Genomic DNA, 12,696 nt, shown 5'->3' with positions numbered 1-12,696 from the left:
TAATTGGTTAATCTAGTTCTTCATTGGCTGGGATTTTAAACGGTTAATTTTTTCATTTTACAATTATTGTTTCTTTATTAATGATGTAATCTATATCATATTGACTCTTGAAATACTCTAGTATTTTTTCGATTGGCATATCACCGAAACTAGCATTGAATGTTTCCGATGCCATTTTTGAATTTTGGTTTATTATTTTAACATCGTAGTGCCGTTCTAGCTTTTTGAGAATATCTTCAAAACTTATATTCCTAAACACCAAAACTCCCTGAACCCAAGATGTATAAATACTTGTTACAACCGGTTGAGTAGATACATCACCAAGAGCATTGTCGTAACTCCCTAAGGTTCCTGGTGTTAATACTGTTTCTTTAATTACATCAGAACTTTTTATTTTTGAATACATACCTACTGACCCTTCGACCAAAACAACTTGTTTCATGCTGTCTTCAGGATAGGCTGACACATTGAACTTTGTGCCATACACCTTAACGTTCAAATCAGATGCATTGACAATAAATGGTCTTTCCTTATCCTTTGCTACCTCTAAAAAAGCTTCTCCCGTCAAATAAATTTTTCGGTCCATTCCTTTTTGGAATCTTACTGGATATTTTAAGGATGACCCCGAGTTCAAGTATGCTATGGAACCATCCTCCAATTTAAGCTCAAACCGTTTTCCATAAGGCACATGTAACGTGTTATAAACCGGTTCACTCGTTTCAGACTCATTGTTATCTTTATACACTAATTGATTACCTACTTGAGAGCCGACTACATTTCCTTTGGTATCCAATATCTCAGTAGAGCCATCTTCTGAAATAACTTGTATATTTCCATCTTCTCGTTCTAGAGTTATAAAGTTCTCCGTTGGAGTAAATTCGGCCTCCTTCGGTTTTTCAAAAGCTACTTCTTTTACCAAGTATCCAATAGTCATAGATAACACAATAAGTGCAGCATACTTGAGGTAATTATTCAGTTTGATTTTTTTGGGCTTCCTTTTATCTTCCCTTATCTTATCCAGTAAAAGACGTTTTGATTTCTCCGTATCGTAGATTTTCATTTTACTGTCAATTCTATAATTTAGTTTTACATATTCATTAAAAAGTTGAATATTGGAAGGTTGTTTGAGTTCAATTTCCAATTCATCCAATTCCGATTTCGAAATTGCAGCTGTAATATATTTGACAATCAGTCTATGTAGTTTTTTCGGTTTCATTCATTATACAATTCACATTAATACGAACTCAAATTACGATACCCCTACTTTTTTCACATTTTTTTTTAATATTTGTTATAATCCATAGACCAACAACAACCAAACCACCATATGAAAAGACATTTTAATGATCAATCATTATTGATTGAGGGTTTAAAAAAAGGGAACGAAGAGGCATATGTTTACCTGGTAGAGAACTACCACAACCGATTATGTGCTTATGCCAACAGTCTTATGCGTGATGATTTGCTGGCAGAAGATATAGTGCAAAATGTATTTGTCCAGATTTGGGAAAAACGGAAAAAACTAAACCATGAACTTTCTTTGGATAGTTACCTGTATAAATCTGTTCATAATAAATTCATTGATGAATATCGAAAAGGTAAAGCCGTTATGGCTTTAGAGAAAAAATACTTGACAGCTTTAGAACTTGCTGTTGAAGAAAAAGACGAGGTCCAGGAACAAAAGGTATTGAATGTCCTTTTCGCTGCAATTCAAGAGTTGCCCCCAAAATGTAAACAAATTTTTCTAATGAGTAAAAAAGAAGGACTTACCAATATTGAGATATCTCAATGCCTGAACCTTTCTAAGAAAACTGTCGAGAACCAAATAACGAAAGCTTTCCGTATTTTAAGAGATAAGATGGGGGAAAAGTATGAGACAATTTTAATGTTGGTTTTTGGCATGGTCCAAAGAAATACGGAAAGCACCTAAATAGGTGGTTTTTTATTAAAAACCACTTTGTTTCAACCTTGTTAAACTTGTTAATTATTTAAGTAGAGTGAAATTCATTTGATAGCCAGATGGTTATCTGCTGTTGCTGTCCCATAAAGATAAGGTAGGGTATATAATAATGCTTTAAATCTCATTGGTCATACTATTATAGATCCATGTATGACTTACCCATGACAAAGGGATACAAAGTAAGCAAGAACAGAATAAAGCGGCTATATTACCATGTTATGGGCCTGCGGGCCGTATTGCCCGGAAGGCATACCTCCAAAAGGAAGAGGCAATATAAGATATATCTGAACCCACCAAAGTGATGGACTGGTACCGTTCCTACTCCTAACGGGGTATTTTGAACATTACAACAAGGAAAAAAGACATGAATCCATAGCTTGTCATAGACCGATAGACATGTTTAAAAAAGTAGCATAAATTAACCGAGATTTGTATTAAAGCTGTCCTACTTATTGGAGAATGCTCTGTACTGGCACAAGTAGAAAATATAATCGGTTTTGATAAAATTGTCGGCCTGAATCATATGGATGCCTATTTTCAAGCTGGTGAGCATTGGGATGACTCTCTCATTGTTGTTAATGGAGTCCGGTTGCGCTAGCATTGCACTAGTTTTCAGTATCAAACCACTCATGAAAAATCCGTCTAAAATCCTATTTTCAAAAGGGAAGTACTTTATAGTTTTGCTGTTTTTATTCTAAAAAAAATACATACTACTGTATTGGAGTATTGCTCAAATTATGTGATTTCGTTGATGATCCATCATTTATAGCAACAAAGCTATCCGCTATAGGAATAATAGAAGTATGTCTTCCATAAAAATAAACCTCTCCGCTAGAAGGCATTATAAAACTACCATTGTCATCATCAAAAAATGTTGAACTAGATGATTCGTTCCATGAAGTTTGTAAAGTAAGAAGAGAGGTTCCCGTCTGATTACTGCCTGTATGTGCACTTAATGTGGCACCACCTTTGCCTGTACCATACGATTCAAGATTCACATTAATTGAAGTACCTGCTGGGGCAGTATACCTACCCGTTAGAGGATCAAATGTCGTTGGGGTTTCTATTGTTATGCTAATTATCACTGAATCACTTCCCCCATTACCATCGTTAACCGTTAGTTCTACATTATAATCCCCTGAACTTGTATAGGTATGGGATGGATTCATTTGACTTGAAGTATTGCCATCACCAAAATCCCATAAATAGGTTAAAGTGTCTCCGTTAGGGTCTGAAGAGCCACTGCCCGTAAATAATACCACAGAATTAGGCGCAGCACTACTAGGGCCCGAAGCTACCGCTTCCGGAGCAATATTCGTAACGGTGACCGTTAGGGTTCCGCTTACTGCAGGGTTGTTTCCGTCATTGACCGTATAGGTGATTTCATCCTCGCCGGAAAAACCATTGTTCGGGGTATAGCTGATAATCGTCCCGGAGATGGTCGCATTGCCGTTTGTAGGGCCGCCTCCTATACCTACGGTAAGATTGTCGTTTTCCGGATCATTGATTTCACCGGACAGTTCAATAGCGTTATTGCTGGAGTTACCAGCTACTGTAAACGTAAAATCGTTGGCCGTAGGCGGTTCGTTTGGCACTCCATTTACCTCTACCGTTAGTGTTCCACTCACTGCAGGGTTGTTTCCATCATTGACCGTGTAGGTGATACCATCATTACCTGAAAAACCATTGTTCGGGGTATAACTGATAATCGTCCCAGAGATGGTCGCATTGCCGTTTGTAGGGCCACTTCCTATGGCCACGGTAAGATTGTCATTTTCCGGATCATTGATTTCACCGGATAGTTCAATAGCGTTATTGCTGGAGTTACCAGCTACTGTAAACGTAAAATCGTTGGCCGTAGGCGGTTCGTTTGGCACTCCATTTACCTCTACCGTTAGTGTTCCACTCACTGCAGGGTTGTTTCCATCATTGACCGTGTAGGTGATACCATCATTACCTGAAAAACCATTGTTCGGGGTATAGCTGATAATCGTCCCGGAGATGGTTGCACTGCCATTAAAAGGGCCGCTTCCTATGGCCACGGTAAGATTGTCATTTTCCGGATCATTGATTTCACCGGACAGTTCAATAGCGTTATTGCCGGAGTTGGCATCTACCATAAACGTAAAATCGTTGGCCGTAGGCGGTTCGTTCGCAACCCCATTGACCTGTACGCTTAGCGTTCCGCTTACTGCAGGGTTGTTCCCGTCATTGACCGTGTAGATGATTTCATCCCCACCGGAAAAACCATTGTTCGGGGTATAACTGATAATCGTCCCGGAGATGGTCGCATTGCCGTTTGTAGGGCCACTTCCTATACCTACGGTAAGGTTGTCGTTTTCCGGATCATTGATTTCACCGGACAGTTCAATAGCGTTATTGCTGGAGTTGGCATCTACCATAAACGTAAAATCGTTGGCCGTAGGCGGTTCGTTCGCAACCCCATTGACCTGTACGCTTAGCGTTCCGCTTTCTGCAGGGTTGTTCCCGTCATTGACCGTGTAGATGATTTCATCCCCACCGGAAAAACCATTGTTCGGGGTATAACTGATAATCGTCCCAGAGATGGTCGCATTGCCGTTTGTAGGGCCACTTCCTATACCTACGGTAAGATTGTCGTTTTCCGGATCATTGATTTCACCGGACAGTTCAATAGCGTTATTGCTGGAGTTGGCATCTACCGTAAACGTAAAATCGTTGGCCGTAGGCGGTTCGTTCGCAACCCCATTGACCTGTACGCTTAGCGTTCCGCTTTCTGTAGGGTTGTTCCCGTCATTGACCGTGTAGATGATTTCATCCCCACCGGAAAAACCATTGTTCGGGGTATAACTGATAATCGTCCCGGAGATGGTCGCATTGCCGTTTGTAGGGCCGCTTCCTATACCTACGGTAATATTGTCGTTTTCTGGATCGCCAATATGGGGTTCCATGTCTATACTGTTGTTAGCGGAATTTGTAATAACGTTAACCGTAACATCACTGGCCGTAGGTGGTTGGTTGGCAACCGTAGTGACCGTAACCGTATACGCTTTAGTCATACTACCTTCCATGACCGTATATGTAATTGGATTGCTAAAATCCTGTTCCACTCCGGACATTGGGTTCACAGATTCACCAACAATCCCTATCGTAGGAATCAATGCCGTAACATCTGTACCAGATGGCAATTCTAGGAGGATTTCCGTGTCCGTTATACTCCCTTCTACTCCATTAATACTAAACGAAGTTATTTCAATAGCAATAGCTTGCTCCATTACCGTTACTGTCCACTCTTTTTCATCACCGTTCTCTGCCGTAACCGTATAGACCACCTGGTTCATGAAATCTTGCTGCTCTTCAGCTCCTGGTGAGACTGTAGCTCCCTCCGACACTGTCAGTACCGATGGTGCAATATTCCGTTCACTTCCTTCCGGAACTGTTACAGATATTGTGTGGTTTTCAGAATCGATTATAGCCGTACCAATCTGTTCCGATAGTGAGAAACTTAGAATGTTATTCTCTCCCGATGAGAGTTCCTCCACTACTTCAAGCGCTACCTCTGTTGTAATTTTCTGTCCGTTGCCATCCTGAAGATCAAACGTGAGAACTACCGTGCCTAGTTCTTGTGCTATAAAATTATATTGGTAAGTGCCAGGAACGATTTGAACAAAGGTGTCAGTTTCCAGTCCCGTACCGTCTTCCTTAGTCCATTCCCCCGATCCAACGGTAATCTTATAATTACGTTCGTATGAGGCATACCCGGCCCCTTCATCACCAAGGGTAACCGTAATAGTAGTTTCGTCTCCCACAAGAAGTTCCTCATCGGCAGCGGTGGCCGTCCATGTTGCAGGCACATTTTCAAGAGTATATACTAGTTCAAGTTCCTTGGCAAAACCATATGAATCCTCTGCTTGAAAGAGAACCTTATGCTCTCCGGCTTCAGAACCTATATAATGCAGGTTTTGGGACAGCCCTTCAAAAAGATACATTTCTCCCGGTGCCAAGGGTTCTCCGTTATCATCCTCAAAAAAGCCTTCGCCTTCCTCTACCGTATACTTAAAACCATAGGTAATTTCTTCCAAAATTTCCTCTGGAGATATAGTTAATACCGTTGCAAGAGATTCTTTAACATATCCTTCCTCCGTATTGTCCCCCAATAGATCGAACTCTACTTCAGTTACAAGATTAACCTCCTTTGTACACGCGATAAGGATGGCCAACATCATAAAAAAATACACCAAAAATCTATAACTCTTGACCATACTGAATTGAAAATCAAATATCTAAAAGAAAAAAAATAAGCTTATAGACTCTTGTTTAAAAATTTACGTCGTTAGTTAGGTCTAAATATAGATAACTTAAAGGTGAAGTAATTAACTTTTACGAAAAAGCATAGCGCCTTGAGCATCAAAAATATTTAAAGTAAACTCGATTATAAAAGAGATAGTTAAAACAGAAAAATTGTAGCATTATTGCTACATAAAGTATTTTTCGACGCAAAGGGCAACTTTAGTTCGACTAAAGTCAATCATGCACAAATCAACCTGAAATGTAATTATTAAGAAAGTCCATAGTCCTTCCCTTTTTAGTTAACACATACCACAACTAAACAAGTAAATTGCAGGTTTGGCAATACCCTTTTAGTTAATCCTTCTTTACTACCCTGTACGAGATATTATACTTTTAAACAAAAAAATACCAGTAATATTGACTGCAAAGCAATGGGCCGTCCACAATACATTGCTTTATAAAATGGAACGGCAATAAAAACTAATTTTGGTTTAGAACTTAGATATGGACAATCGAACTCGAATCTGCCGCCAAACGGGCACAAAAAAAACCAGCAAAAGTGTATTTTGCCGGTTTTCATTTATTTGCGTATTTTAAAAAAATTAACACCCTATTTGTCGGGCCGGCAGGAATAGCTGCGCTGAACCTGAAAGAGGGTCGGTGCTCAAGACAATCCGACACAGGCTATCGCCTGTCCATATTTTTTTTCCGGTTTAAGTGCCGTTGGTACTACACCCTTAAAAACAAAAAATCCGATCACTTTCGTGATCGGATTTTCTTGGTCGGGGTGGCAGGATTACAACCTTACCCCATAATCAATTACATATCAATAAGTTATAATTATATAAACTTAACTGTTGACCGATTTGTTGACGATAAATTAAATGAACTTAAAGTAAGATGACTTACTTTCTGATAGTTTAAAGATATTAATTGCCTAATTAAAGATTCCACTTAGCGCCAACATATTTTATTAATTAACATCAAAGCAGCCTTACATTCATTTGAACTTTCTAACTAATACTGCGTATTCTAATGGGACTACAATAAATCAATCCTTTCTAGAAGTTATCCTAATGTAATAACCATCGGGGTCAATCAATCGAAAATCGGTAAGCCCCCAAGGTCTATCATTAATCTCTGCATGTATTGGGTATCCGCTTCGCTTTACTCGCTGATAAACGGACAATACATCATCAACTTCCAGTACAATTTCTACACCGATGCCACGGCGTGAGTCACCGTCTTTTAATTTTAAAAAATGGTCTCCCGGCAACTTAGCTTCAGGTCCTATTCCCAAAATCACAGCACCATTTATCACTTGCTGATAGGATTGATTAATTGAATCTCCTTCTATAGAAAAATTTAGAATTTTACTATAAAAGTTAACTGATCGTTCTACATTAGAACTGAATAGCTCCAAACGAAGCGATGCATTTCTGCCTTGAGAATTTTTCATAAAACTAAAGATAGTAATGAGAAGGCAGAGAAAAATAATGACACTATGTATTTTTGATAATTTCACTTTGCAAGATTTAATAGATTCAATATTATAATTCAGATTTTTCAAAAGCCATAAGGCTAAAGATTCCCAACCCTAATTTGTATTTCCCACTCCAATAAAATGGAAATTGATTTTTTTAACCCGGTTCTTTGAAAGACAAAGATTGTTTATAAAGATTGAAAAAGTAGCTCTTTAGGCTTTCTAACTTTTTTCCTGAATTGAGTATGATCTTCTTCTGATCGAAAGCCAACTGGGGCAATCACAGCTGCATTCAGACCTTTTTCTTTTAACCCTAAAATTTCATTATACTTGTCCGATTCAAATCCTTCCATGGGACATGCATCAATTTTCAACTCCGCACAGGCCATCAAAAGGTTTGACAATGCCAGATAGGTTTGTTTTTCCGACCAACTTATCCATTCCGAATAAGTTTTTTGAGATAAACTCCCTTTGATAAATTCACTATAGGCAGAAAGTTTATCCAAAGAAGTGCCTTGGGTCTTTGCAGTGGTTTGAATATAATCATCAATATGTTTTTCACTTCTATCTGTATAATTACAGAAAACAAATAAGTGTGACGCATCTGTAATTTGCGACTGATCCCATGAAGCCTTTTTAAGCTGTGCTCTTAATTCCTGGTTTTCAATGACCAGTACCTTATATAATTGCAGGCCATATGATGAAACCGATAATTGTATGGCTTCCTTTAGCCTTTCAAGGTCAATATCACTTATTTTTTTTGATGGGTTAAATTTTTTAGTAGCATAACGCCATTTTAGATTTTCTAATAGTCTCATAATACTGGTTTTAAGATTCGTATTTTATAATCACCTTATAGCTCAATTTTCTTTGATCAGGAGTATTCCAATAAACATTGCCACTATTCCAAGGATCCTTTTAAATTCCATAGGTTCTTGTGGCATTCCAAACCATCCAAAGTGTCCTGCAATTGCCGAAAATAGAAGTTGACCAAACAAACCCAGTGATATCATTGTTGACATTCCCAGTTTTGGAATGGTGTAGTAGTACAGACAAATTCCAAAAACACTAAAAAGTGCCCCTGTAAACCACAAATATTTAGGTATACCCATTAATATCGATGCCTTCGGTAAGCCTTTAAGGCTTAATAGCAACATCAGTAAAGCGAATACCATACTAAAAAAGAAGGCCACTAAAGACGCCATTAATGGATTTCTAAGTTGAACCCCAAGCTGTGCATTAAAGCCACCTTGCATGGCCAAAAATACACCCCCTATGATGGCCAATATGGTATTGATGTTTTGATTCATATCTCTAAATAATTGCACAAAAATATCGAGAAGATTTCTTAGAAAACTTAAGGTAGTTTAAGAAACAATTTAAGAGTTCGAGGTAGTTTTGTATCTGGTTATCAGAATAATACACACAAATGATTTCTTAACTAAAGTCAATGAAATCTGTTTTGTGGACCAATAATTTTGTGCAAAAATAATAGGTGCAATTATGAAACAATTAGCAAAAATATCGGGAATCGCTTATTTGATGATTTTTTTATCTGGTTTTTACGCCAACTTTTCAGTGCTTGAAAGCCTCATAGTGGGTAACAACGCCTCAATTACGACTTCAAATTTTATTAATAATCATTCACAATTCGGAAATGGTATACTTGGGTTTGTAATCATGTTTTTTTTTGATGTAGTATTGATTTGGTCAGTTTTCGGTTTAACAAAACCGATAAGCAAAAATCTATCTTATCTAGCTTCCTTTTTTAGACTACTACACGCTTTGTTTTTTGGTGTTGCTCTATTAAAATTATTTCACATTTATCAATTAACAAGTAACCTCTCTAGCTCTATAAAATTAGAACAACTAGTAACGAAGTTGTTGTTAGATTTTGACACATTTTGGACTATCGGATTAATATTTTTTGGAATTCATTTGATTGTATTGGGATATTTAATCTTGAAATCCACCACTATTCCAAATGCATTAGGGGTACTGTTGATACTTGCAGCCGTTGGCTACATCATAGATGGAACAGCAAAACTCTTGATGCCGAATTATAGCGATTATAAATCCATTTTCGAAAGTATAGTGGTGCTGCCTTCGGTAATCGGTGAGTTCTCGTTTACCATTTGGCTGTTGATCAAAGGGTTTAGAAGAAGACCTTTTACAATCGAAACACCACAAAAGTTTTAGGCCTATTTAAGGGTATTACCCTAATCAATGAGAACTCTCAACTTAACTCAAGGGGGTTCTTAAGATACCTTAAGATTATTGGCTATTTAACTGGCTAAGTTTGATTTAATACTACATCAAGTAAATAATCAATCAAAAAACGAACATTATGGAATTAAGCTATTTAAAAAATATCATGCCTTTTGTCATTGCCATTTTAGTGATGCAAGCCACATATTCACAATCCTTAGAAACTCAAATTGATAGTGTTTTAACTACATTATTTAAAGCCTCTGATGAACCTGGAGCAGTGTTTCTAGTAGCCAAAGATGGAAAGCCTATTTATCGGAAAGCATTTGGTCAAGCTAACATTGAATTAGATGTTTCTATGAAACCCGAAAACGTATTTCAAATAGGATCCATGACCAAGCAGTTTACAGCTATGGCTATCATGAAGTTAGAAGAACAAGGAAAATTAAATGTGAATGATGCAGTTTCAAAATATATTCCAGATTACCCGAACGGAAATAATATTACCATCCATCAGTTATTGACCCACACTTCAGGTATTAAAGACTTCACTAAAATGAAGTCTATTATGAGCATCGCGAAAAAAGATCTTACACCTGAAGAGTTGTTGGATTTCTTCAAAGAAGAACCTGAGAATTTTCAACCTGGAGAACAGTTTGAGTATAACAACTCAGGATATGTAGTCTTAGGTTATATCACTGAGCTTGTTTCCGGGGAGTCTTACGAGAATTTTATTGGTAAACAAATTTTCCAAAAAATCGGAATGGATGATTCACGTTACGCCAGTGATAGGGATATTGTAAAAAATAAAGCCTACGGCTATCACAACCGAGGTGAATTTACAAACAAAATGCACGTTAGTCTAAGTAACCCTTATGCTTCAGGCTCTTTAATGTCAACGGTTGATGATATGTTGAAATGGCAAGAGGCCATTAACACTCATTCCCTAATAACCGAAGCATCAAAGAAAAAATTGTTTACTAATTATACCTTAAATAATGGTGAACATATTAACTATGGGTACGGCTGGCATTTAAAAGATATTGATGGCATACCAACAAGAGAGCATGGTGGGAGCATCTTTGGTTTTAAATCCATGGGTGTTTATGTGCCAAGTCTAGATGTTTATGTGGTTGGCTTTAGCAATTGCGATTGTAACTCACCAACACAAGTAACCCGGGACATCACAAAAGTAACTCTTGAACATTACATAGACTAAAACGAAAATATATGCCACATTTTGTAATAGACTGTTCAGAACAGGTCATCCAATTAAAATCTCCGGAAGAGATTATACAGAAAGTATATGATACGGCTAAATCGACGGAATTATTCATTCCTGAGGAAATTAAAGTTCGTATTAATCCATTCCAATACTATATGACTGGAAATACAAGTGGTCATTTTATCCATGTATTTGCGAATATTATGGAAGGTCGAAATACAGAACAGAAAGCAGAACTTTCAAAACGAATAGTTACTGAACTTAAAGAGATGTTTCCTGAAGTACCTATTATTTCTATAAACATACGAGATTTCGAGAAAGCTACCTATTGTAATAAATCGATGGTTTAAATCCATAATTAAGTAAGCATGAAAAATCTTATCGTATTAATAGTTTTTCTATTAATAGTTGTTTCCGGTGTATCACAAAACCCAAATGATTTAATTACCAGTGAGTTAGAGCAAATAAAAAACCATAGCAATTTGGTTGGTTTTGGTGTGGCTATTGTAAATAAAGATAGTATTGTTTATGCAAAAGGGTTTGGGTTTTCAAACAAAGAACTAAAAACACAATATACAACTACTACTGTACAGCCTATAGCGTCTATCTCTAAGACATTACTCGGAATGGCTTTAATGAAAGCTCAGGAACTTGGTTTATTGCAGCTTGACGATGCTGTTAATACGTATTTGCCTTTTAAAATTTACAATCCGAAATTCAAAGATAAGCACATTACGATTCGGCAATTGGCCAACCATACCTCTAGTATTTTGGATTCTGAATATTATAATAGAATCTATGTTTTTAAGGAAAAAATACCTCGTTTTTATAAGCACCTTCCTGAAAATATACAGCCAAATGTGAAAGAAGACATCCATCGTTTTAACAACAATAAAATGATTCCTGCAGCACGCTTTATCAAAAATCAGTACAGTACAGCAGGAAAATGGTTCACTCCTGAAAACTTTTCAAGCAATTCACCCGGCACTTCTTATAAGTACAGTAATATGGGCGCTAATATCGCCGCCTATATCATTGAAATTGTAAGCGGCGATAGCTACACAGATTTTCTTCAAAAGCATATTTTAAACCCATTGCAAATGGATGACTCAGGATGGCATTCAAAAAGCAATCCGTTAGAAAATATGTCAACATTATATTGGTATGGTTACCCCATTCCAAATTATGAGTTCATCACCTATGGTGATGGCGGTTTTATGACAAATATTGAGGATTTTAGTAAGTTTTTGTCTGCTGTAATCAAGGGGTATAGTGGAGAACAAAATGTTATACAAGCTTCTAGCTATGAAAAAATGTTAAAAGACCCTAGTGATAATGATTTTAAAAAGAATATGTTCTGGACTATTGACCACGAAAAAATAGGGCATAGCGGTAACGACCCTGGAGTTATATCCCATGCCTATTTTATGAAGAAAAATAAACGTGGAATCATCGTTTTTGTCAATTCATCTGAGACCGAAAACGATATGCAATCAGTTAGGGAAATATACCGCGCCCTTTTAACGTACAGTGATCAATTAGAATAATAGC

At 37.2% G+C, this 12,696-nt stretch carries 11 protein-coding genes; 5 read left to right on the top strand and 6 right to left on the bottom strand.

The annotated features are described in order from the left end of the window. Window positions 1-52 precede the first annotated feature (52 nt). On the bottom strand, window positions 53-1,216 hold the full coding sequence (locus B4Q04_RS14350) for a FecR family protein (protein ID WP_088697204.1): 1,164 nt from the start codon (window positions 1,214-1,216) through the stop codon (window positions 53-55). Window positions 1,217-1,327: 111 nt separating this feature from the next. Here B4Q04_RS14350 and B4Q04_RS14345 point away from each other — a divergent pair, with 111 nt between their 5' ends. Then, a complete protein-coding gene (locus B4Q04_RS14345; RefSeq protein WP_013991845.1) occupies window positions 1,328-1,930 on the top strand; it encodes an RNA polymerase sigma factor in 603 nt (200 codons plus the stop codon). Between the two features lie 475 nt (window positions 1,931-2,405). On the opposite strand, the gene B4Q04_RS22725 is transcribed toward B4Q04_RS14345, so the two are convergent. From B4Q04_RS22725 to B4Q04_RS14320, 5 genes are all read right to left on the bottom strand, one after another. After that, window positions 2,406-2,561 (bottom strand): hypothetical protein, encoded by a 156-nt coding sequence (locus tag B4Q04_RS22725; RefSeq protein ID WP_161496074.1) that lies wholly within the window; start codon window positions 2,559-2,561, stop codon window positions 2,406-2,408. A gap of 109 nt (window positions 2,562-2,670) precedes the next feature. Further along, a complete protein-coding gene (locus tag B4Q04_RS14335; RefSeq protein WP_088697202.1) occupies window positions 2,671-6,201 on the bottom strand; it encodes an Ig-like domain-containing protein in 3,531 nt (1,176 codons plus the stop codon). Between the two features lie 1,079 nt (window positions 6,202-7,280). Continuing rightward, window positions 7,281-7,754, bottom strand: a complete 474-nt coding sequence (locus B4Q04_RS14330; protein ID WP_236631028.1) for a VOC family protein — start codon at window positions 7,752-7,754, stop codon at window positions 7,281-7,283. Between the two features lie 146 nt (window positions 7,755-7,900). Continuing rightward, on the bottom strand, window positions 7,901-8,530 hold the full coding sequence (locus tag B4Q04_RS14325; protein WP_088697200.1) for an NAD(P)H-dependent oxidoreductase: 630 nt from the start codon (window positions 8,528-8,530) through the stop codon (window positions 7,901-7,903). A 42-nt stretch (window positions 8,531-8,572) separates the two neighbouring features. Beyond that, a complete protein-coding gene (locus B4Q04_RS14320) occupies window positions 8,573-9,022 on the bottom strand; it encodes a DMT family transporter (RefSeq protein WP_088697199.1) in 450 nt (149 codons plus the stop codon). A 193-nt stretch (window positions 9,023-9,215) separates the two neighbouring features. On the opposite strand from B4Q04_RS14320, the gene B4Q04_RS14315 reads away from it, so the two are divergent. The 4 genes from B4Q04_RS14315 to B4Q04_RS14300 all read left to right on the top strand — a co-directional run bounded on the left by B4Q04_RS14315 (window position 9,216) and on the right by B4Q04_RS14300 (window position 12,692). Further along, on the top strand, window positions 9,216-9,911 hold the full coding sequence (locus B4Q04_RS14315) for a DUF4386 domain-containing protein (RefSeq protein WP_088697198.1): 696 nt from the start codon (window positions 9,216-9,218) through the stop codon (window positions 9,909-9,911). A 148-nt stretch (window positions 9,912-10,059) separates the two neighbouring features. After that, entirely contained in the window at window positions 10,060-11,139 is a 1,080-nt protein-coding gene (locus B4Q04_RS14310) for a serine hydrolase domain-containing protein (protein ID WP_236631027.1), read from the top strand. 11 nt (window positions 11,140-11,150) lie between these two features. Continuing rightward, window positions 11,151-11,495, top strand: coding sequence for a 5-carboxymethyl-2-hydroxymuconate Delta-isomerase (locus tag B4Q04_RS14305; protein ID WP_088697196.1), 345 nt, complete (start codon window positions 11,151-11,153; stop codon window positions 11,493-11,495). Between the two features lie 18 nt (window positions 11,496-11,513). Further along, complete coding sequence (locus B4Q04_RS14300; RefSeq protein ID WP_088697195.1) at window positions 11,514-12,692, top strand: serine hydrolase domain-containing protein; 1,179 nt, start codon at window positions 11,514-11,516, stop codon at window positions 12,690-12,692. Window positions 12,693-12,696: the final 4 nt, after the last annotated feature.

The organism is Zobellia sp. OII3, from assembly GCF_002211465.1.
Taxonomy (GTDB): Bacteria; Bacteroidota; Bacteroidia; order Flavobacteriales; family Flavobacteriaceae; genus Zobellia; species Zobellia galactanivorans.
This window is presented reverse-complemented; position numbering and strand designations above follow the sequence as displayed.

Excerpts from the sequence above, each read along its gene's own strand:
- B4Q04_RS14350 (WP_088697204.1), bottom strand. The coding sequence starts at position 1,216 with ATGAAACCGAAAAAACTACATAGACTGATTGTCAAATATATTACAGCT.
- B4Q04_RS14345 (WP_013991845.1), top strand. The coding sequence starts at position 1,328 with ATGAAAAGACATTTTAATGATCAATCATTATTGATTGAGGGTTTAAAA.
- B4Q04_RS22725 (WP_161496074.1), bottom strand. The coding sequence starts at position 2,561 with ATGCTAGCGCAACCGGACTCCATTAACAACAATGAGAGAGTCATCCCA.
- B4Q04_RS14335 (WP_088697202.1), bottom strand. The coding sequence starts at position 6,201 with ATGGTCAAGAGTTATAGATTTTTGGTGTATTTTTTTATGATGTTGGCC.
- B4Q04_RS14325 (WP_088697200.1), bottom strand. The coding sequence starts at position 8,530 with ATGAGACTATTAGAAAATCTAAAATGGCGTTATGCTACTAAAAAATTT.
- B4Q04_RS14320 (WP_088697199.1), bottom strand. The coding sequence starts at position 9,022 with ATGAATCAAAACATCAATACCATATTGGCCATCATAGGGGGTGTATTT.
- B4Q04_RS14315 (WP_088697198.1), top strand. The coding sequence starts at position 9,216 with ATGAAACAATTAGCAAAAATATCGGGAATCGCTTATTTGATGATTTTT.
- B4Q04_RS14310 (WP_236631027.1), top strand. The coding sequence starts at position 10,060 with ATGGAATTAAGCTATTTAAAAAATATCATGCCTTTTGTCATTGCCATT.
- B4Q04_RS14305 (WP_088697196.1), top strand. The coding sequence starts at position 11,151 with ATGCCACATTTTGTAATAGACTGTTCAGAACAGGTCATCCAATTAAAA.
- B4Q04_RS14300 (WP_088697195.1), top strand. The coding sequence starts at position 11,514 with ATGAAAAATCTTATCGTATTAATAGTTTTTCTATTAATAGTTGTTTCC.